This window comes from Helicobacter sp. 13S00482-2, from assembly GCF_002272795.1.
Lineage (GTDB): Bacteria > Campylobacterota > Campylobacteria > Campylobacterales > Helicobacteraceae > Helicobacter_J.
The window spans coordinates 55199-76388 of the sequence record NZ_MLAT01000001.1; the positions used below are offsets into that span (position 1 = coordinate 55199).

At 34.6% G+C, this 21190-nt stretch carries 17 protein-coding genes; 14 read left to right on the forward strand and 3 right to left on the reverse strand.

All coding sequences use genetic code 11. The annotated features are described in order from the left end of the window. The first annotated feature begins 76 nt into the window (after positions 1 to 76). From dsrO to BKH42_RS00270, 5 genes are read left to right on the forward strand one after another with little or no spacing between them, the layout of a single operon-like run. Positions 77 to 877: a sulfate reduction electron transfer complex DsrMKJOP subunit DsrO gene (gene dsrO, locus BKH42_RS00250; protein ID WP_095293604.1), complete on the forward strand. Its 801-nt coding sequence runs from the start codon at positions 77 to 79 to the stop codon at positions 875 to 877. 3 nt (positions 878 to 880) lie between these two features. Beyond that, the gene (gene nrfD / locus BKH42_RS00255; protein WP_095293605.1) at positions 881 to 2047 is read left to right on the forward strand and encodes an NrfD/PsrC family molybdoenzyme membrane anchor subunit; all 1167 of its coding nucleotides are present in this window, start codon (positions 881 to 883) and stop codon (positions 2045 to 2047) included. 12 nt (positions 2048 to 2059) lie between these two features. Next, positions 2060 to 5080, forward strand: a complete 3021-nt coding sequence (locus tag BKH42_RS00260; RefSeq protein ID WP_095293606.1) for a molybdopterin-dependent oxidoreductase — start codon at positions 2060 to 2062, stop codon at positions 5078 to 5080. Then, complete coding sequence (locus BKH42_RS00265) at positions 5080 to 5763, forward strand: response regulator transcription factor (protein WP_095293607.1); 684 nt, start codon at positions 5080 to 5082, stop codon at positions 5761 to 5763. The genes BKH42_RS00260 and BKH42_RS00265 overlap by 1 nt, the downstream gene beginning before the upstream one ends. Beyond that, positions 5744 to 7561: a cache domain-containing protein gene (locus BKH42_RS00270; RefSeq protein WP_180673851.1), complete on the forward strand. Its 1818-nt coding sequence runs from the start codon at positions 5744 to 5746 to the stop codon at positions 7559 to 7561. The genes BKH42_RS00265 and BKH42_RS00270 overlap by 20 nt, the downstream gene beginning before the upstream one ends. Positions 7562 to 7656: 95 nt before the next feature. Here the strand turns inward: BKH42_RS00270 and BKH42_RS00275 are convergent, their stop codons facing one another. The 3 genes from BKH42_RS00275 to fliI form a co-directional block, all read right to left on the reverse strand. Next, positions 7657 to 8637 (reverse strand): iron-sulfur cluster assembly scaffold protein, encoded by a 981-nt coding sequence (locus BKH42_RS00275; RefSeq protein WP_095293609.1) that lies wholly within the window; start codon positions 8635 to 8637, stop codon positions 7657 to 7659. Between the two features lie 39 nt (positions 8638 to 8676). Continuing rightward, positions 8677 to 9843 (reverse strand): NifS family cysteine desulfurase, encoded by a 1167-nt coding sequence (locus BKH42_RS00280; RefSeq protein WP_095293610.1) that lies wholly within the window; start codon positions 9841 to 9843, stop codon positions 8677 to 8679. Between the two features lie 122 nt (positions 9844 to 9965). Continuing rightward, on the reverse strand, positions 9966 to 11279 hold the full coding sequence (gene fliI, locus BKH42_RS00285) for a flagellar protein export ATPase FliI (RefSeq protein WP_095293611.1): 1314 nt from the start codon (positions 11277 to 11279) through the stop codon (positions 9966 to 9968). 82 nt (positions 11280 to 11361) lie between these two features. On the opposite strand from fliI, the gene tig reads away from it, so the two are divergent. The 9 genes from tig to BKH42_RS00330 all read left to right on the forward strand — a co-directional run bounded on the left by tig (position 11362) and on the right by BKH42_RS00330 (position 21180). Next, positions 11362 to 12723 (forward strand): trigger factor, encoded by a 1362-nt coding sequence (tig, locus tag BKH42_RS00290; protein WP_095293612.1) that lies wholly within the window; start codon positions 11362 to 11364, stop codon positions 12721 to 12723. After that, positions 12723 to 13310, forward strand: a complete 588-nt coding sequence (gene clpP / locus BKH42_RS00295; RefSeq protein ID WP_095293613.1) for an ATP-dependent Clp endopeptidase proteolytic subunit ClpP — start codon at positions 12723 to 12725, stop codon at positions 13308 to 13310. The genes tig and clpP overlap by 1 nt, the downstream gene beginning before the upstream one ends. A gap of 15 nt (positions 13311 to 13325) precedes the next feature. After that, on the forward strand, positions 13326 to 14396 hold the full coding sequence (locus tag BKH42_RS00300; RefSeq protein ID WP_095293614.1) for a diguanylate cyclase: 1071 nt from the start codon (positions 13326 to 13328) through the stop codon (positions 14394 to 14396). Next, complete coding sequence (def, locus tag BKH42_RS00305; protein ID WP_095293616.1) at positions 14396 to 14917, forward strand: peptide deformylase; 522 nt, start codon at positions 14396 to 14398, stop codon at positions 14915 to 14917. The genes BKH42_RS00300 and def overlap by 1 nt, the downstream gene beginning before the upstream one ends. Positions 14918 to 14939: 22 nt before the next feature. Then, positions 14940 to 16451 carry a YifB family Mg chelatase-like AAA ATPase gene (locus tag BKH42_RS00310; RefSeq protein ID WP_095293619.1) on the forward strand — a complete coding sequence of 504 codons (1512 nt, stop codon included), beginning with the start codon at positions 14940 to 14942 and terminating at the stop codon, positions 16449 to 16451. Positions 16452 to 16508: 57 nt separating this feature from the next. Further along, positions 16509 to 18560 carry a heavy metal translocating P-type ATPase gene (locus BKH42_RS00315; protein ID WP_095293621.1) on the forward strand — a complete coding sequence of 684 codons (2052 nt, stop codon included), beginning with the start codon at positions 16509 to 16511 and terminating at the stop codon, positions 18558 to 18560. 138 nt (positions 18561 to 18698) lie between these two features. After that, positions 18699 to 20297 (forward strand): 4Fe-4S binding protein, encoded by a 1599-nt coding sequence (locus BKH42_RS00320; protein WP_095293623.1) that lies wholly within the window; start codon positions 18699 to 18701, stop codon positions 20295 to 20297. Beyond that, entirely contained in the window at positions 20294 to 20911 is a 618-nt protein-coding gene (locus BKH42_RS00325) for a molecular chaperone TorD family protein (protein ID WP_095293625.1), read from the forward strand. The genes BKH42_RS00320 and BKH42_RS00325 overlap by 4 nt, the downstream gene beginning before the upstream one ends. A 65-nt stretch (positions 20912 to 20976) precedes the next feature. Then, on the forward strand, positions 20977 to 21180 hold the full coding sequence (locus BKH42_RS00330) for a twin-arginine translocation signal domain-containing protein (protein ID WP_095293627.1): 204 nt from the start codon (positions 20977 to 20979) through the stop codon (positions 21178 to 21180). The last annotated feature ends 10 nt before the right edge of the window (positions 21181 to 21190 follow it).

Sequence of the window (21190 nt, forward strand, 5' to 3'; positions counted from 1 at the left end):
ATTATCTTGTAATTGCCCCTATTTCACCCCAAGTTTTTCATAAAATCTCTTGTGTGAATAAAAAAGGGAGAAATAAATGGATACAAACAACAAAAGGCGAGGATTTCTAACAAAACTGTCTTTGGGAATTGTAGCTGCAGGAATAGGAGTGAAAAAAGCGGAGGCTTTTACTCTTAAAAATCCAGGTAGAGACAATAAAGATCCAAGATACATAGGACAGAAAAACAAACGTTTTGGAATGGTGATTGATTTACGAAAGTGCGTGGGATGTCAAGCTTGCACAGCATCTTGTAAAAGCGAAAATAAAGTTCCCACTAGTCAATATCGAACGTATGTTCCAGAATATGAATTGGGTGCTTTTCCAAATGTGAGAAAAGCTTTTTTACCCCAACTATGCAACCATTGTGAAAACCCAGCTTGCGTGAGTGTTTGCCCAACAGGAGCAACATTTAAAAGAGAAGATGGCATCGTGTTAGTTGATGATAGTGTTTGTTGGGGGTGTGGATATTGTATCAATGCCTGTCCTTATGATAAAAGGTTTTTCAATACAAAAACACAAGTTGCCGATAAATGCACCTTTTGTGCTCATCGCGTTGATAAAGGACTACTCCCAGCATGTGTAGAAACTTGCGTAGGCGGAGCTAGGGTCTTTGGAGATCTCAATAATCCAAATTCTGAAGTTTCAAAACTTCTAAACACTTTTTCAACTTCTGTGATGAAGCAAGATCAAGGAACTAAACCTAGAGTTTTTTATATAGGATTAAATAGTCAAATATCTGATGTGCCTGTAAGTGAAGCGGTATTAGATGATTTGATGAAAAAAATGGACAAGTCTGTAATGCACGAATGGAGTACAGCTTACAAGGAAGGAGAATAAATTATGTATGATATGATTTTAAATACAATCAATACAATCACACCAGCGAGACCTTGGGGGATTGATGTCCCTAATTATTTTTGGTTCACAGGAAGTTCGGCAGCGGCATTTATTATTTCAAGTTTTGCACACGTTTTTGGTATGAAGCAATACAAGCCCATCGCAGGATTTGCTTTACTAGTTGCCTTTGTGCTTTTAGCTGCTGCACCATTAAATCTTATTGATGATTTAAAGCAACCAGGAAGAATCTTTAATTTTTTTATGTACGGATGGGAAAACTTCCCAACTTCTCCTATGAAGTGGGGGGTTTTATTACTGATATCTTATCCTATTTTGATTTTATTTGAAGCTTTAGTGTTGTATCGAGAATATTTCGTTCAATCCTATGAAAAGACCCATAGCGTGTTTTTAAAAAAGATTTACAAAATAGTTGCTTTAGGACGAATGCAATCAGGGATAGCAGCAGAAGAAAAAGATCATAAAATAGGCTTTATTTTGGGTGCAATTGGGATTCCTCTAGCACTGAGTGTGCATGGATATACAGGATATATTTTAGGAGTAACACACGGGATAGCTCTTTGGCATACACCTTTGATGCCAATATTGTTTTTGGCCTCAGCAATGGTCTCTGGAACAGGACTTTTAATAGTTATTTTACCCTTATTTCAGAGATTCTTCACCGACTTTGGAAAAGTTGATCGTGAAATGTTGGCTAGGTTGGTGAATCTTTTATCTTGGTTCATTGTGATTGATTTAGTGATTAGATTCTTTTGGCTCACATTTGCGATACCTTTTAATGGAGAAGAAAAATATTCTCTGATGAGATTCTTTGGAGCAAATTTGTTTGAAATTATCTCAATTGAATATGTTTTATGTTTGTTTGTGCCTATGCTCATTGGTTTTATTCCAAAGCTTCGCAAAAATTTATTTCTATCAATCTTTGGAGCTATTATCTGTGCAATTGGAGTATGGGATTTCAGATGGAATACTGTTATTGGTGGAGAGAGTATAGGGAGAACAACGCCAGGTCTTTTGAATTATTCTCCAAGTTTTTTTGGTCAAGATTCAATTGTTTCAGTGCTTTCAAATTGGGGAGTGTTTATCGCTTTACTCTGTATCATAATGGCGCTATTCCCCTGGGATAAAGAAATGAATAAATACTACAAATAAAAGGTGGAGATTATGAAAAAAAGTAGAAGAAATTTTTTAATCGGGACAGCTGTCGTTACAGGCGTTGCAGGTATAGGTGGGTATAATGAAATGCTTCGCACTGTGGCGTCTTTAAAGGACAAAGGAGAACGTGCCAAAGACCCCGTGTATGGATCTGCTGCAAATGTAGAATCACAAGTAATTGATGGAAACATAGTTTTCAACACAGAATACAAATTAGCTCCAAGTGTGTGCAATGGCTGTACTACATTTTGTGGTATTCGAGTAAAAGTTGATAAAAAAACCAATCAAGTACTCCGAACTTTTGGAAATCCTTATAGTCTTTTATCTTCTGATCCTTGGCTTGCTTATAAAACACCCATAAAAGATAGTTTTGTTTGGACATCTGGTTTTCAAGATTCTGGAATCAATAATCGATCCACTGTTTGTGCAAGAGGAAACATCATATATGACAAAATCAATAGCGATTTTAGAATCACAAAACCTCTCAAAAGAGTTGGGAAAAGAGGCGAAAATAAATGGGTAGAAATATCCATAGAAGATCTCATCAAAGAAATTATAGAAGGTGGGGATCTTTTTGGGGAGGGCAAAGTAAAAGGTCTTAAAGATATTAGAAATTTGCAAACTCCTATTGATAAAGATAATCCAGAGTATGGATCAATGGCAAACAAACTTTGCGTTGTAGGGACCACTGATGAAGGCAGACAAAAGGCAATGATGCAAAGATTCACTAAAAGCTTTGGAACAGTTAATTTTATGGGACATACTGGAACTTGTGGGCTTTCAATGAGATCTGGAGAAGCTGCATATTTAGGAGATTTTAAGGCTTATCCGCATCTAAAACCTGATTTTGAAAATACAAAATTTCTCTTAAACATTGGGACAGCACCAGCACAAGCAGGAAATCCATTTAAAAGACAGGCCAAACTTCTAGCTAAAGCTAGAACTGATGGCGAATGTAAGTATGTGACTATTACACCTATCCTTACAAATAGCGATACAATTTCTGCTGGAGATAGATCTAAATGGTTACCAATAAAACCTGGTGGGGATCTAGCTTTTGTGATGGCGATGCTACGTGTGATCATGCAAGAGAATTTATACAATGAATCCTATCTATCTATCCCAAGCGAAGAATCTAAAAATACTCTCAAAGAAGTAAGCTATACCAATGCTTCACATCTAGTAATAGTAGATGGAAAGCAATCAGGTCATATACTATCTGATGAAAATGGAAACTACGTTATAGATAAAAAAGATGGGAAACTCAAAAATGCAAAAAATGTCCTAGAAGCAAATATTGATTTTGATGGACAAATAAGCTTTCAAGGCAAAAAAATACGAGTTAAAACAGCTTTTAAACTATTAAAAGAAAGTGCATTTTTATATTCTATTGAGGAATATTCAAATCTTAGTGGAGTGAGTGTAAAAGATATAGAAAATCTAGCAAAGGAATGGACAAGCTATGGAAGAGAAGTCGCTGTAGATTGTCACGGTGGCACAATGCAGACAAATGGATTTTATACTACTTATGCCATTATGATGCTAGGTGCGATGGTTGGAAATCTTAACCACAAAGGAGGTATGAGTATTGGAGGAGGCAGATACCCTGATTTTGATGGGATAAAATACAATCTTTTTGCAATCCCTAATAAACCAGAGGCAAAAGGAGTGAGGATTGATAGAGCTAAGATGAAATATGAGAATACTACCGAGTACAAAAATAAGGTAGCAAATGGAAAGAATCCTTACCCTTCAAAATATATGTGGTACCCCCTCAGCAACGCTCTTGAAAATGAAGTTATCAGCAATAGTGCTTTGAGTTATCCTTACAAGCTTGATGTGCTCATCACTTGGGCAGCAAATCTTATTTATGAACAACCTGGATCGCCTTTCATTGAAGATCTTTTAAAAGATCCTAAGAAAGCTATCCCTCTTTATATAGCCATTGATCCATTTATCAATGATACAAGTAAATATGCAGATTATGTAGTACCTGATAGTGTGATGTATGAAACTTGGGGGATTGTATCGCCTTGGGCAGCCACACAAACCAAAGCAAATCATCTGCGTTTCCCTATCATTAAAAGCAAAAATGCAACCTTCAAAAATGGTGAACCTATCACGATGGATAGTTTTGTTATTGAACTTGCTAAGGCAATGAATTTACCAGGTTTTGGGAAAAATGCTCTTGTTGGAAAAGATGGTTCAAAATATGACCTGAACAAACCTGCTGATTTGTATTTGCGTTCTTTTGAGAATCTTGCATTGCTTGATGAAAATCCGCCTGAAGCAACTCAAGAAGAAATGACAATCAGTGGAGTAGATGAATATGAAGATGAACTCAAGAGGGTTTGCGGGGCAAATTGGAAAAAAACTGCCTATGTGATGTGTCGTGGAGGAAAATTTGCTTCCAAAGAAGAATCTTATAGTGACAATCAGATAAAAAAATCCTATAGCAAACCCATTCAGATTTATAATGAAATTTTAGCAACAACAAAACATTCCATCACAGGAGAAAAGCTAAGTGGTGTGCCAAAATACTATCCTCAACGATTCAATAATGGCAAAGAACTATATAATAATCAAAACAAAGAGTATCCTCTTTTAGTCTTTGGTTATAAATCTAATGTATTATCACCGCTTAGTGGGGCTAGTAATGCACTTAGAGACATACGTTATAGCACCTATTTTGATATGAATTTAAAAACCGCTCAGCATTATGGAATCAAACACGGAGATATCATTCGTGTCATCTCTCCTAGTGGAGAAGCTGAGGGGATGTGTCGCATCAAAGAAGGGATTATGCCATTTAGCATTGGTATTGAACATGGCGGAAGCAGAAGAGGTGAGGGAGGTGTTGATATTATCATCGGAGAAAAAATGATAAAAGCAAACCCTGCTATCAAAACTGGAGTTAATATTAATTTGATAGGATTAGTCGATAAAGACAGAGGAGGAACATTGAGCGATTTCGTGATCGGATCTTGTGCTAGAAATGCCCTACCTGTAAAAGTGCAAAAGGTTCTTTGATGGGATTTGAGATACAGATTTTTAAAACCAAAAGTATCTTGTATGTCGAAGATGAAAAAGGTCTTCGTGAGAATATTGGAGAAATATTAAATCTGTATTTTGAAGAAGTTTTTTTAGCAAGTGATGGAGAAGAAGCACTCGATCTTTTCTATCAACATCATATTGATGTTCTGATGGTGGATGTCTGTATGCCAAAAATGGATGGCCTAACCCTTATTAAAACCATCAGAGAAACCAATAAAAAAATCCCTGTTATAGTTCTCACAGCTCATAATGAGCAAGAATATCTCAAACGTGCAGTAGAGTTAAATATCACGCGTTATCTTTCTAAGCCATTTTCCAAATCCTCTTTGCAAGATGCACTGATATCTTGCTCTGATTGGATAACTTGTATATTGGGTGGGCTTGTGGTGAATGCAGGAAAAGGAGTGGCCTATGACACACTCAATAAAGCTTTTGTGATTGAAGATAAAAAAGTTTATCTGAGCAAAAAAGAATACCAACTTTTAGAGTTTTTTCTCATCAATCGTGAAAGAGTTTTTGAATTTAATGATATTCTTAATGAAGTCTATGATAAAGATGTGAGCAAAGAAGCCTTAAAATCAACTATTAAAACTCTACGCAAAAAAGCACCTGGCCTTAAAATCCAAAATGTATTTGGCAATGGCTATATTTTCCACTGATTCTTCTATCTCAACAAAAACCAAAACGATGGTCTTGGTATTAGGGCTTTTTGTATTTATTCTTGGCATCTTTTTTTATTTTCGCTATCAAGACATTCAGACAGAAGATCAAAAAAATCAACGTATTTATAAAAAACAGATCCAAAATATTTTTAATATTTCCCTTAGAGACATCACTTCTTTTTTTATCAATCGAGCATTTGGAAACATAGATTCTTATGGTATTACAAATGCCTTGAAAACAAAAAATGTTGCTTTATTGAAATCTTTATCTTTGAATAGATTTGAGGTGTTAAAAAATGAAAATCCTTATCTTAAAGATATGATTTTTTATGATAGTAAACTAAATAGACTTGTTAAAATGGGGGATTCAAACTTAAGAAATAAAAAAATCAAATTTCTAGATTTCAAAGACAAAAAACCAAAATATGGTTTTTTTATCAATGATAATTGTGTCACCTATAATGTTTTGGTTCCTATTTATGAAAGTGAATTTTTAGGAGTATTGGAATTTGTATTTTCGATAGAATTTTTTTCTAAAAAAATTTCTGAATATGGATATGGAAAAGGATTTACATTCATATTAAAAGAAAAAATTCCTCAAAATAGCAAAATAATAAATAAAAATTATATTTTACAATCAAATGAAAAATTCACTCCATCCCAACAAAGATTTCTAAAAACTGCTCCTTTAGAAGAAAATAAAAAATATATTTTTGATAATCATCTCTTTATCTCCCATTCATTTGATCTACGCTCATATGATGGTAAAAATATCGGGAAGTTTGTTCTTTATCAAGATATTAGTTCTTCTTACAACAAGATCAAGTACACTTTTTATCAAACTATATTTTTTGCGGTTATTACTTTTATATTGCTTTTTTTTATTCTCAATTATGGTTTTGATGTTCTCTTTGATCGTTTAGAAAAATCCAATCGAGAGCTCAAACTCAAACAAGAAGAACTTAAAAATTTCAATGCAAACCTAGAAACTAGAGTCTCTGAAGAAATAAGACGCAGAATGCACAAAGAAGAAGAAGTAAGGCTTAAAGAGGGAATTTTATTGCATCAAAGCAAAATGGCCTCTATGGGCGAAATGATTGGAAACATAGCCCATCAATGGAGACAACCTCTATCTGAACTTGGATCCATCCTTGCAAATATAGGCTTATATCAAGAAATGGGCAAACTTGATGAAAAAAAACTTGTCCAAAAAATTTCTGAAGGAGAAAATCTTATTTTGCATATGAGTAACACGATTGATGATTTTAGAAATTTTTTTAGTGCCGATAAACAAAGGAGTGTCTATAGTGTGAATCAAATGTGTCATAACACATTAGCACTGATTGATTCTGCACTCAAAAACCACTTTATACAACTAGAAATAATAGCTGAGCGAGAAATTTTTACCGATGGTTACCCTCAAGAATTCTCTCAAGCTCTTTTGAATATCTTAGGAAATGCAAAAGATGTATTACTAGAAAAAGGAGTGAAGAAGCCCAAAATAACCCTTCAGATTGAGGCCATAGAAGATAAAATAAAAATATCTATCAAAGACAATGGAGGAGGAATCAAACTATCCCCGATTGAAAAAATCTTTGAACCCTATATATCGACCAAACAGGGAATGAATGGCACAGGAATTGGTCTATATATGAGTAAGATTATTATAGAGAAAAATGTGAATGGAAAATTGATCGCATACAATGACAAGTCTGGTGCGATATTTGAAATTTGGCTAAAACTTGCCAATCATATAAATGAAACAAAACAAGATCAATCTCTTAAAAACTTATAAAGCAAATGATATACAAAAATTCTTCATATAAAGAGGAGATTAATTATATTTGATATAAAAACACTCTTTAACCAAAGAGTGTTTTTTAGAAAAAATTAAATAGGCATCACACGGATATTTTTATCAAGATTTTGTTGCAAGACATCCTCTATAGCAAAAAGAGTTCCTGTAGTAGCACTACTGCAACCATTACAATTGCCCATATAACGAATGTAAATATCAATATATCCATCACTAGTGTCTTTGATATCAATGATCTCCATGTCGCCTCCATCCATCATCAACATAGGCCGAACGGTATCATCAATTGTTTTTTCTACCGCCCTCACTTTTTGCACAGTTGTCATATCCTTGAAAGATAATTGTCCATTTGCAGACTTCTGCAGACTTTCTTTAAGTTTTTCAGCCTCCATCTCAGCCCTGACGCCCTCTAAAATATCTACGAGATAATATTTTCTCTCTTCATGGCCACCAGGCTTGATACAACTCTTGCAAAAAGCTCCTGCCTTTGTATAATTAGTGATCTCTTCAACGCTCTTAAGATCATTAATTTGAATTACCTCCCTGATGGTGCTAAGACTCACTCTAGCACACTCACAAACAATAATTTCATCTTCAAAGTCTTCTGCATTTTTACCCAAATAAATCCCTGCAGCTTTCTTGATAACATCATATGCCATCACCGAACAGTGCATCTTTTGACCAGGCACAGCAGGAGTATCAGGATCGTCCCTAAGTGCTCTTTCAACATCAATATTTGTGATTTTTACAGCTTCTTGTACGGTTTTTCCAAGACAAAGCTCAACCATCATATCAGAACTAGCAATAGCAGTTCCGCAACCAAAACTCTTGAATCTAGCATCAACAATAACATCATTTTTATCCACAAGCCAATAAAGCCTAACTGCATCTCCACAAGCCTCAGCTCCATAATCAGCGACTACAAGCTTAGCTTCTTTGGTTTTAGCATCATCTTCTGTAAGAACCCCTAAATGTGTAGGGTTATCCATCCTATCGCTAACATTTTTTGAATATGCATCCCAAAGGGCGCCTCCTATCAAATCATTTTTTGCCATTTTTCTTCCTTAATTTGTATCTATTTTGTTGTTCGATTATCATCTATAAGAACTAGAAATTTTTCTCAAACGTTCAATCGCTTTCTTAAACACCTCAATAGTGTAATCAATCTCTTCCTCAGTATTAAAGCGACTCAAAGAAAGCCTTATTGCGGTATGTGCAAGTTCTTTATCTGCCCCTATAGCTACCATCACAGGATTGGCCTCAAGATCTTCACTTGCACAAGCACTTCCTGTTGAGGCAGCTATACCTGCTTTGTTTAAATCCCAAAGCATCGCTTCTCCTTCAATCCCTCTAACGCTTATAAGAGTAGTGTTTGGAACTCTGTGAGATCTATCCCCAATAATAAATACATCATCAATCTTGATCAATGCATCTTCTAGCTTATCGCGTAATTTTGCTACAACCCTGTATTCATAATCCAATCCTTGCACAGCCAGTTTCATCGCTTCGCCCATTCCTATGATATAAGGGACATTAAGCGTACCACTACGCCGTCCACGCATATGTTCTCCTCCGTGCAATAGGGGTGTTAGTTCAACATCTTTTTTGATATACAATCCCCCTATTCCTTTAGGTCCATGAAATTTATGAGCAGAAAAAGACAGAAAGTCTATATTTGCCTTCAGAACATCTATAGGAATCTTACCAATTGCCTGTACTGCATCTGTGTGGAACAAAACTCCAGCTTCTTTACAAATAGCCCCAATTTCTTCAATAGGGAAAATGAGACCCGTTTCATTGTTTGCCCACATAATGCTAACTAGTGCAGTTTTTGATGTGATGGCCTCTCTTACTTGTTGAGATGAAATAGTGCCTTCTTTGTTGATGGGAAGATAAGTTACCTTAACTCCTAAAGTTTCCAAAAATTTACAAGTTGCTCTAACTGCAGGATGTTCAACCTCTGTAGTAATAATATGATCTTTTTGGCCAGTGTAGATCTTGTCAAAATACACACCCTTTAAAACCCAATTATTGCTTTCAGTAGCACAAGAAGTAATAATAATATCATCTTCATTTTGTGCGTTAATCCCCTCATAGAGCTTATTAAAAGCATCGCTTATAGCGGGGTGAATTTCTGTGCCAAATTTGTGCAATGAATTTGGATTTCCGTAATGATCACAAAAAAATGGTTGCATTAATTCTTTTACTTTGGGATCAACCATAGTTGTTGCGTTGTTGTCTAGATATATTCGTTTTTGCATTTCTTCTCCTAATTAAAACAATTTTCATTTGACAAAACTAAAATATTTGTAAAGTGTTAATAGTGGTGTTTTGTCAAGCGAAATGTACAATAAAAAACTTATAAAAGGTTTAAATTTTAAAATTAGAAGGAATTGTACATCACATTTATTAATCTTTCCACACTCTCCTTATATGGAAACTTTTCGTCCTCGCCTTGCTTAAGAAATTCTTCCATAGCAGATTTTTTTTCAATTGCTTCATCAAGCTCACTGTCATTTCCTTTCTGATATGAGCCAATCCTTATTAATATTTCATTTTCTTTGAGTAATGCATAAAGTCTTCGGAACTTTCTTGCAGCTTCTTTGTGCTCAGGAGTGATGATTTCATTGCTAAGCCTAGAAGCGGAGTTTAATATCCCAACAGGGGGGAAAATCCCATAATCAGTCATCTCACGATTAAGAACAATATGCCCATCAAGTATACTACGAGTCTGATCAGCAATAGGATCTGAAAGATCGTCGCCTTCAACCAATACAGTAAAAAAAGCTGTGATTGAACCCTTTCCATCCTCTTTCCCAGCCCTTTCCATTAGTTGGGGCAACAAAGATAATACTGATGGTGGATAACCTTTACTTGTTGGTGGCTCTCCAAGCGCTAGACCAATTTCTCTTTGTGCCATTGCAAAACGTGTCACAGAATCCATCATAAATAGAACATCTTTACCTTGATTTTTAAAATACTCTGCCACCGCCATAGCTGAAAACGCTCCATATTTTCTCATCAATGCAGAATCATCGCTTGTAGCTACAATCAAAACAGTATCACTCAAATCTCCATTGAGATTTTTCTGAATAAATTCAGGAACCTCTCTGCCACGTTCCCCAATAAGTGCAATCACCTTTATGGGTGCTGAACACCCCTTCACAATCATTCCCATTAATGTCGATTTACCCACTCCACTCCCAGCAAAAATACCCATCTTTTGACCCTTGCCACAAGTAAGAAGCCCATCGATGCTCTTCACGCCAACACTAAAAACCTCATCGATAATTCCCCTTCTCATTGCTTTAATCGGAGGTGTGATGGTAGGGGCAAAGGATATATTTTCTAAAGCCCCTTTCTCATCCATAGGGTTACCCAAAGGATCAAGCACTCTACCTAAAACTCCCTCACCCACGGGAAACATCAAACCACTTGTTTCTAGCAAAACCTTATCTCCAGTTTTGTAGCCTTCTATAAAAGAAAATGGACTGAAAGCAAACTTATCATCTTCGCTTACTGTGACCATCCCTAAAGATTCAAAATCATCTGCCCGTCTTATTCTGACAATATCTCCAACTGAAGGAGTGATACCATCTGCATATACAATATTTGAAGAGATTTTTCTTATTGTTCCATATTGAGGCGAAAGATTGATATTTTGTTGGAGTTTGACCTTAAGCTCTTTAAGCGACATTAGGTAACCTTGTAATTTTGCTTTTATTAAAGATTTTTTTGTTAGAATACGAAATTATACTTTAATATTGCTAAGGAATTCTATGAATTTACAGACAAAAAGAATCAATAGTGCAAATGCATCCGTGAGTGGGGAAATCCTCCTTAAAGATCTCGAAAATAAACTAAATAAGATAGCTACCAAGATAAGCAAAACCGTAAAAATGGATGGTTTTAGAAAAGGGAAAGTTCCTCTAAATGTCGTAAAATCTAGATATAAAGAGAATATTGAACAGGACGCACAAAAAGAAGCGGTTGAAGAAATGTTACAACTTGGATTAAAAGAACTCCAAATTGAACCCAAAGATGTGATTGGAGATCCCATCATCACACAATTTGACAAAAAAGACGACTTCATTTTAACCACAATTAAAATCAGCCTAAAACCAAGCTTTAAACTTGAAGATGTGAATGCTTATGTTCCAGATGTAAAGCTCAAGCAAATCACAGATAAAGAAATTGAAAATAGACTCAATGATATTGCTAAAAATAAGGCTCCTTTGATTGAAGCAAAAAAAGATAAAAAACTCGCCAAAGGAGATGTTGCGAATATAGACTTTGAAGGCTTCATAAATGACAAATCATTTGAAGGTGGGAAGGCTGAAGGTTTTGATCTAACTATCGGAAGTGGTCAGTTTATACCAGGGTTTGAAGATGCTCTTATTGGACTAAAAATAGGAGAAAGCAAAGACATCAATGTGAATTTTCCAGAAAACTATCAAGCCTCAGATCTTGCTGGTAAGGATGCTGTTTTTAAAGTCAAATTGAATAAAATTCAAATCAAAGATGAACCAAAGGTTGATGATGAACTAGCAAAATCTCTCCTACCTGAAGAAAAAACTCCCTCTTTGGCTACATTAAAGGAAAAAATAAAAGAACAACTTGAACTTGAAGCCAAAACAAAACTCTACAACGAAGAATTAAAAGAAAAACTGATTGAGAATTTCAACCAAAAAATTGATTTTGATCTTCCTGATCTCATTGTAGAACAAGAGATGGACTTGCTTTTTAGAAATTCTTTAAATACGCTTGATCCCAAAGAACTAAAAGAACTTCAATCTGATCCAAAAAAAGCTCAAGAAAAACGCAATAGTTTCAAAGAGGAAGCACAAAAAAGTGTGAAAATAACTTTCATCGTAGATTTTTTATCCAAGCAAGAAAACATATCTGTAGAGGATAATGAAGTCCTTCAAACTGTGTATTATGAATCAATGATGAGTGGTCAAAATCCAAAAGATATGATTGATTATTACAAAAAAAATAATCTCTTCCCCGCTCTTAAAATGGCGATGATAGAAGATAAAATCCTAGCGTATTTATTGGATAAAAAACTTGCCAAAGAGCCAAAATCCCTGAAATCAAAAGAAGAAAAACCCACTAAAAAATCAAAAACTGAGGCAAAATAATGAATTACATTCCCTATGTCATAGAAAAGACAGGAAGAGGTGAGCGAAGTTATGATATTTATTCTAGGTTGCTTAAAGATCGCATTATCCTTTTAAGTGGTGAGATTAACGACTCTGTTGCTTCTTCTATCGTTGCACAGTTATTATTTTTGGAAGCTGAAGATCCCGAAAAAGATATCAATCTTTATATCAACTCTCCTGGGGGGGTTATCACTAGTGCTTTTAGTATTTATGACACAATGAATTATATCCGTCCTGATATCTGCACTATTTGTATCGGACAGGCTGCTTCAGCTGGAGCATTTTTGCTTAGCTGTGGAACCAAAGGAAAGAGATACTCTCTTCCAAACTCTAGAATCATGATCCATCAACCACTTGGAGGTGCTCAAGGACAAGCCACTGATATTGAAATCCAAGCTAAAGAAATACTCCGTCTTAAGAGTATTTTAAATGCCATTATGGCAAAAAATACCTCTCAAACACTCAAAAAAATATCTCAAGATACAGAAAGAGATTTTTTTATGAGTGCAAAAGAAGCTAAAGATTATGGTATCATTGATAAAATACTCGAAAGAAGTTTAAAGTAGCAAAAAGGCACTAAGATGGGAAACAAAGAAGAAGAAATATCTGATTTTGGTAGTAATATATTTTTTGGGAAATTAGATCCAGAAATCCCTAATCCTGACAAGAATGATGAATTCATTTTAGAAGATCAGGTTGCAGGCAAAATCAGCACGGTTGCACAAAATACAGTAAAAAAACTTGAAGAAGAAGGTCTTCCTGCATTTCCTGCAAACTATCAGCTTTATTTTGAAAGACTTCTTGAACAAGAAGAAACTTCATTTAAACAAAAGATTCAGAGTGTTATGGATCTCCAATCTATGGGAGAAGACAGAGCTGTGGCTTTTGAAAAAAGTGTTAAAGAGGGATTTAAGAATATCAAGCAAATCTTAGATTTTATAGCCGTACTTTACAAAAATCTTCAACTCGTGCAATCAGTTACAGAAAAGCACATGAAAAGTATGGAAAAAATCGATAACAAGATCGTATTATCAAATGCAATTTCTGTATTTTTAAAAGATATTGACAAAGTCAATGATGTAACTTCAGCTCAGCTCAATCAAATCAAAGAACTCTATCAAAAAACCGCTCAAGTCATCTCTGATATCAATAAAAATACTATTTATGATTCTCGCTTTGGAATCTACAATAAGCGTTATTTTATGACTTTGCTTGAAAAAGAAAATAAACTGATGGAAGAATTCACACATTCATCAAGTATTCTCACTATGCAATTAACTAAAGATATTCAAGATAGCATTCAGGACAAATCAACTTTGATGGTTTTACTCAAGAACATTGCCAAGCTTTTACTAAAAACTTCTAGGAGAAGTGATATCATAGGATATATAGGCGATGGCGTGTTTGGAATTGGACTCAAGTATTCTGATATACCCAGTGCAACAAAAGCCGCAGAGAGATTTGTTCATTCTGTCAAAACAACCAATATCTTCTTGGGAGAACGAGATATTTCGCTCAATGTTTCTGTAGGTATCGCAAAAATAATTCCCGAAAGAACCGCCGAAGATTCTTTGGAAGCAGCACTTTCTGCCTTACAGGTAGCACTTAAAGAAGGTTTAGAACTCAATATTTATGCACAAGATCAATCATAATGGCTATCTTAGAGATTTTAAAATATCCTAACAAGGCACTTAGAAAAATCTCAAAAGATGTCCAAGCTTTTGATGAGGCTCTTCATAAGCTTTTAGATGACATGTATGAGACAATGTCAGAGAGACAAGGTGTCGGGATTGCTGCTATTCAGGTAGGTATTGATCAACGTATTGTGCTTGTAAATGTCCCTTCAGAAGAAGACAATGAACAACATAGAGAAAATTTGCTAGAAATCATCAATCCCGTTTTTTTGAAAAAAGAAGGCAACATCAAATGGAATGAAGGCTGTTTGTCTGTACCTGAGTTTTACGAAGAAGTTGATCGATTTGAACAGGTCACAATTGCTTATTGCGATCGCTTTGGTGAGAAAAAAATCCTTCAGGCAAATGGACTTCTAGCCATTGCAATCCAGCACGAAATTGATCATCTCAATGGTATTTTATTTGTAGATAAACTTCCGATCTTAAAACGTAAAAAATTTGAAAAAGAACTCAAAAGAAATCAAAAACAAAATATTTAAAACTTAGGAGATGTTTTAAACAATGGTGAATAAGATATTTTGTGCAACCAGATCGGGAACCTCTGCAAAAATCGTTGAAGTAGAAGTCACCTTCGCCCGTGCCCTACCCGCATTTATTATCTCAGGACTTGCAAATAACTCCATACAAGAAGCCAAGCAAAGGGTACATTCCGCACTCCAAAATAATAATTTCACTTTTCCTCCACTAAAGATCGTAGTCAATCTATCTCCATCAGATCTTCCAAAAAGCGGAAGTCATTTCGACTTGCCTATCGCCCTTTTAATCGCACTACAAAAAGAAAATTTTATTCCTCAAAAATGGTTTGCGTTTGGAGAACTTGGTCTTGATGGCAAAATACGCCACAATGATAAAATATATCCATTATTATTAGATGTAGCACTACTTTGCCCCCAAGCAAATATTATTGTTCCCAAAGGAGGAAAAGAACTCTTTAGTCTGATTCCAAATCTAAATTTTTTTTATGCTGATCACATCAATGAAGCTTTAGAATTCATTAAACAAGAATCTCCTGTCCCTGAAAACTGTGCCAAAGAACTCGGATTTCCCTGTTTTAAGATTAACGATGAAACCTATTATTATCATAATAGTTTTGAACTTGATTTTTCTGAGGTCAAAGGTCAAAGTATTGCCAAACGTGCCGCTCTAATCGCTGCAAGTGGATTTCATAATCTCATTCTTGAAGGAAGCCCAGGTTGTGGAAAAACTATGATTGCCAAACGGCTTAAATACATCTTGCCACCTTTAAGTTTAAAAGAAATGATAGAAACTGTAAAGATCCAAACACTTGGAAGCCATAATGCATTTTATACGCCATTAAGAAGCTTTAGAAATCCTCATCAAAGTGCCTCAAAAGCAAGTATTTTAGGCTCTGTTTCGCAAAATGAGGCTAAACCTGGTGAGATCGCCCTAGCACATAATGGTATTTTGTTTTTTGATGAATTGCCACTTTTTAAAAAAGATATTTTGGAATCTTTGCGCGAACCATTAGAAAATAATCAATTAGTAGTCTCAAGAGTTCAGAGTAAAATAGAATACGATACTTCTTTTTTATTTGTTGGAGCACAAAATCCTTGTCCTTGTGGGAATCTTCTGAGTGTGAGTAAAACTTGCCGTTGTCAAGATAAAGAAATAGCGACTTACAAAAATAAACTTAGTGAGCCTTTTATGGATAGAATCGATCTTTTTGTGCAAATGAACGAAACCAAAGAAGATTCAAAATCAGATATAAGTTCAAAACAAATGCAAGAAGAGGTTTTCAAGGCCTTTAGAATGCAAATCTTAAGGGGTCAAACCCACCTGAATGGAAAATTAACCGAAAAAGAAATTGATCAGTTTTGCATCCTAGATGAAGATACCCAAAAATTATTACTTCAAGCTACTAGTAGATTTTCCCTCTCAGAACGCTCCATCAACAAAATCAAAAAAATTTCACGCACAATTGCTGATCTACAAGAAAGTGAATGCATTAAAAAATCACATTTGTTGGAAGCTTTAAACTATCGCAAAATCTAAGCTTATTTTTATAGTATAGTATTATAATAACCACTATCATCATAAAAGAGTCAAAAGATGCAGAAGTATAATATCCAAAACTTAGAATGTGCCGACTGTGCCAATAAACTACAAGAAGCCCTTTGTCAAATTGATGGTTTCGCTGAATGTAAAGTCTCTTTTGCAACCAACACTCTCTATGCTACAAATGCTGATATTGAAAAACTCCAAGAAATTATTAAAGGTATAAATCCTAGAATTAAAATCAGCAAAGATTTTGAAAATCAAGAAAAAAAACCTAGATGGTTTATCATCGCTGGCCTGATTATAATCTTTTTTATTTCTTTATTGTTATTGCATTTTTTTGAATCTCAATACACAAAAATCATCAGTTATATTTTATTGGGATTGGTTTATTTTATATCTGGTAAAAATGTTTTTTTAGGAGCTTATGAGAATTTTAAAAAGAAGCAATTTTTTGATGAAAATGTCTTGATGCTCACTGCTACCATCGCTGCAGTTTTTATAGGAGCATATGAAGAAGCTGTCTCTGTAATGCTATTTTTTGCAACTGGAGAATTTCTGCAAGAATTAGCCGTATCTAAATCCAAATCTTCTATCAAGTCACTTTTTGATCTCACGCCCAATATAGCCTATATTAAAAAAAATAATCAAATCATTAAGACCACTCCTCAAGAACTATGTATGGGTGATATTATGATCATAAAACCAGGTGAAAAAATCCCCACTGATGGCACCATTATGAAAGGTGAGAGTAGCATTGATCAAAGAGCACTCACAGGTGAATCTATCCCTATTAGCGTAAAAATTGGGAAAAAAGTACTTGGAGGGAGCATCAATCTAGAAGGTGCTTTAGAGGTGCAAGTTGATAAACTTTATGAAGACTCTTCTGTTGCCAAAATCATTGACTTAGTCCAAAATGCAACAAACAACAAATCAAAAACTGAAAAATTCATCACTGTATTTGCTAAATATTATACGCCTATTGTGTTTTTTATCGCTCTTTGTGTGGCATTAGTACCTCCAATGATGGGATGGGGAAGTTTTGAGGATTGGATATATAGAGGATTAGTAGCCCTAATGGTGAGTTGTCCTTGTGCACTTGTGATTTCAATCCCACTAGGATATTTTGGAGGGATCGGGGCTGCAAGTAAAAATGGTATTCTTATCAAAGGAGCGAATGATCTTGAAACCTTAAGTCTTGTAAAAAATATTGCTTTTGATAAAACTGGCACACTCACAAAAGGTGTTTTTAAGGTAACTGAAGTAATTGCCTACAATGGTTATAGCAAAAACGATGTCCTCAAATACGCTTGTTGTGCTCAAAACCTTTCCAATCATCCAATAGCAATCTCTATCAAACAAGCTTATAGTGATAAAAACCATGAGCATCAAATTGATGAGTTTGAAGAGATTAGTGGGTATGGCGTACGGGTGGTTTGTGATTCAAATCTCATACTCGCAGGGAATGATAAGATTCTACACAAATATAATATCCCTCACGATAATTGCAACATAAAGGGTACAGTTGCACACATCGCAAAAAATGGAGAGTATATCGGTTATATCATAATATCTGATGAACTCAAAACTGATACAAAAGATGGAATCAAAGAACTCAGATCCTTAGGCATAGAAAACATTACTATTTTAAGTGGGGATAATACATATGCCACACAACAAGTGGCAGATATTTTGGAATGCAAATATTTTGCAAATCTTTTACCTGAGGAAAAATTAGAAATCTTTGAGGAACTCAAAAGCAATATAAATGCTAAAAGTGCCTTTATCGGGGATGGAATCAATGATGCTCCAACTCTAGCGAGTGCAGATGTTGGGATAAGTATGGGAGGAGCGAGCGATCTGAGTAAAGAAAGCGCTGATATTATCATTACAAATAATTCCATTCTCTCAATCTCCAAAGCCTTTAAGATCGCAAAAAAAACAAAGGTGATTATTTGGCAAAATATTATCTTTGCTCTCCTTGTCAAAGGAGTATTTATTGTGTTAGGATTATTGGGGGTTGCGACCTTATGGGAAGCAGTTTTTGGAGATGTTGGAGTTGCACTTATTGCATTGGCCAATGCAATGCGAACATTACGCACTTAAGGAAAGCTTGAGAAAAATTTTATTACTAAATTACCTATTTCTATTAAAAATCTCAAAAAATACACACTTATTAAGCCTACTTTTTAAGCTTTTAAACTAAAATCCCACTATCAAACAACAATAATTTTAGGAAGAACGATGAGTAGGAATGTGCAAAAAATTTCTGTCACAAAAACACTCTCAACTGAATTTAGGTCACATAACCTTACCAAGGAAGCAAGATCTATCATTTCTCATAGTATTGAAATTTCAAAAGATTATTCAGATTTCTTGAATTATTACTCCGTGCAGGTCTCCCCCACGTTGCTTCTGATTGGAGAAGGGGAAGAGGCTAGAGATTTTCTCAAACTTGTCCAATCATATCCAAAAACTTCCTATCAAGTCGCCCTCTTAAATGCAAAAGATATTATCTCTATTTCAGGTGGTTTGGGAGGATTTGAAGCCAAAATAAAAATTTCTAATTCGGATAAAAATTCAAAGGAAGAAACCCTTAAAGTTGAATTCTCCCAAGCAGTTATTTTTTATGAAGATGACTATCTGACTCGATTTATGGGAATAGAAACAGTAAGCGATTATGATGATGGTTTTGAGTTATTAAAGACGCTAGATTCTCGCATTGGAGAATACGTTTATCAGAGAAAAATCAATTATGATCCTGATCATTGTCAGTACTTCCATAGAAGACCAAACAAAAATCAAGAAGGATACTGTCATAGATGTGCAGATGTATGTCCGACTTTTGGAGTGGGAAAAGATGACTCATTGATGGAGCTTATTTTTTCTAAAATCGACTGCATTGGTTGTGGAAATTGCGTGAATGTTTGCCCAAGTGGCTCACTCCAAAGAGATGGCTATGATAAAGAAGCTATAGTAGAAATAGCTAAACTTTATAAAAATAAAACTCCCGTTGTAATGGACTTTGATACTTTTGAAACTCTTGAGGAGTTTGATTTTTATAGCTGTATTCCATTGTTACTTCCTCAGGTAAATCTTTTGAATGAAATGTATCTGATGACTCTCATTCAAGAAAGCGGTTCAGAAATAATTATTTTTACAAAAAATCCTTCTGAAAATCTACTTGAAAGCATCAAGCTAGTTAATAATATCTATGATTGTATCCATAACATAAAACCCATTCATATTACAGAAGAAATAAAAGCACTGAGTGATCTGTGTGATACCCTTAAGCCCAATAAAAATTTATCCTACACCTATGCACAAAATCAAAGAGAAGCTTTAAGAGATATCTTCGCACAACGCTTAATGTTTTTAATTAAAAATAATGATTATGGAATAGTTAAAAATACTCAAACGAGCCATTATGGAGAAATTATAATCAATCAAAATACTTGCACTTTATGTATGAGCTGTGTTGGTGCTTGTAATGTTAAAAGTTTGAGTAGCAATGCTTCAAATTTTTCCTTGCAATTTAACCCATCTAGTTGCACTACTTGTGGATACTGTGTTGATTCTTGCCCTGAAAATGCAATATCTTTAGACCTTTATGGCATTTCACTAAGTCCAAGTTGGTTTGAAAATAAAACGATGGCACAAGATAAAATGTTTGAATGCATAGAATGCTCTAAACCCTTTGCCACAACCAAATCGATAGAAAAAATCAAATCCATTATGTTGCCCATTTTCAAAGACGATACCGCCAAAATCAGATCTTTAGAGTGCTGTCCTGATTGTAAAGTAAAGGTGATGTTTGAAAAAAATATTGAGGCTTTCATATGATAGAGCACAAAAAAAATATTGGAGAGGAAATCATTCAAGCTAGAGTATTATATTATGATTTTTTTGCTGGTTTGTTCTTATTTGAGCTTTTAAAAAATCGATCTGATGTTTTAAAAAAACAAATCAATATTCTTAAAAATTTTGCCTTTAGTGACATTAATGTTGAGGATTTTGATATTCTTGAAAAAGAACTACACAAAAATGGAATTGGAGCCTTCAAAGAGGAATTCACCGTATTATTTTCACTTCCCTTCACGCCAAATAATATACCATCAGGATCTCCTATTTATCTGTATTTATCATATTATCTAGAAGGCTGTATTGGAGGAAAAAGCTTATCGATGACAAAAGATATTTTTAAATCATCAAATTTTTATTTGGATTATGAGCATATCAAAGAAACTGAAGAAAATTTTGGTGTGCTTTTGCTCACAATGGAATATTTTTTACAAAATCAAAATATGAAGAGTAAAGAACTTTTCAATCAATGTATCAACCCTATGATAACCCCTATCACAGAGGGCATTTCAAAACGAAAGGATTGTTTATTATATGGGCACATCAATAATATATTGATAGAATTTTTAGAGTTAGAGAAAAAAATACTGATGTGATAATCGCATAAAGATGCTAGATGGCATTTTTATGGGATTATCCCAAAAATATTTAAGGAGGCACAATGAAAAAAAACTCTCGTCGTGAATTCCTCAAAAATACCACAAAAGTAGGTGCCATAGCTGCTGTGGGAGGATTGATGATCAATAGCTGTAGCGATAATGAAGTGAAACAAAATGAAGTTGTCGTGGGCAAATCAAATAAGGAAGAGATCCTTTATCAAGGCAATACAAAATACTGGAAAACATACTATTTGGTAGCAAAATAAACAAAAAGGA

Bases quoted from the DNA above. Each gene is read 5' to 3' on its own strand.
- fliI (WP_095293611.1), bottom strand. From the start codon at position 11,279: ATGTCGCTTAAAGAGCTTAAGGTCAAACTCCAACAAAATATCAATCTT.
- clpP (WP_095293613.1), top strand. From the start codon at position 12,723: ATGAATTACATTCCCTATGTCATAGAAAAGACAGGAAGAGGTGAGCGA.
- BKH42_RS00330 (WP_095293627.1), top strand. From the start codon at position 20,977: ATGAAAAAAAACTCTCGTCGTGAATTCCTCAAAAATACCACAAAAGTA.
- BKH42_RS00320 (WP_095293623.1), top strand. From the start codon at position 18,699: ATGAGTAGGAATGTGCAAAAAATTTCTGTCACAAAAACACTCTCAACT.
- tig (WP_095293612.1), top strand. From the start codon at position 11,362: ATGAATTTACAGACAAAAAGAATCAATAGTGCAAATGCATCCGTGAGT.
- nrfD (WP_095293605.1), top strand. From the start codon at position 881: ATGTATGATATGATTTTAAATACAATCAATACAATCACACCAGCGAGA.
- BKH42_RS00280 (WP_095293610.1), bottom strand. From the start codon at position 9,843: ATGCAAAAACGAATATATCTAGACAACAACGCAACAACTATGGTTGAT.
- BKH42_RS00260 (WP_095293606.1), top strand. From the start codon at position 2,060: ATGAAAAAAAGTAGAAGAAATTTTTTAATCGGGACAGCTGTCGTTACA.
- def (WP_095293616.1), top strand. From the start codon at position 14,396: ATGGCTATCTTAGAGATTTTAAAATATCCTAACAAGGCACTTAGAAAA.
- BKH42_RS00310 (WP_095293619.1), top strand. From the start codon at position 14,940: ATGGTGAATAAGATATTTTGTGCAACCAGATCGGGAACCTCTGCAAAA.
- BKH42_RS00315 (WP_095293621.1), top strand. From the start codon at position 16,509: ATGCAGAAGTATAATATCCAAAACTTAGAATGTGCCGACTGTGCCAAT.
- BKH42_RS00300 (WP_095293614.1), top strand. From the start codon at position 13,326: ATGGGAAACAAAGAAGAAGAAATATCTGATTTTGGTAGTAATATATTT.
- dsrO (WP_095293604.1), top strand. From the start codon at position 77: ATGGATACAAACAACAAAAGGCGAGGATTTCTAACAAAACTGTCTTTG.
- BKH42_RS00270 (WP_180673851.1), top strand. From the start codon at position 5,744: ATGGCTATATTTTCCACTGATTCTTCTATCTCAACAAAAACCAAAACG.
- BKH42_RS00275 (WP_095293609.1), bottom strand. From the start codon at position 8,637: ATGGCAAAAAATGATTTGATAGGAGGCGCCCTTTGGGATGCATATTCA.
- BKH42_RS00265 (WP_095293607.1), top strand. From the start codon at position 5,080: ATGGGATTTGAGATACAGATTTTTAAAACCAAAAGTATCTTGTATGTC.
- BKH42_RS00325 (WP_095293625.1), top strand. From the start codon at position 20,294: ATGATAGAGCACAAAAAAAATATTGGAGAGGAAATCATTCAAGCTAGA.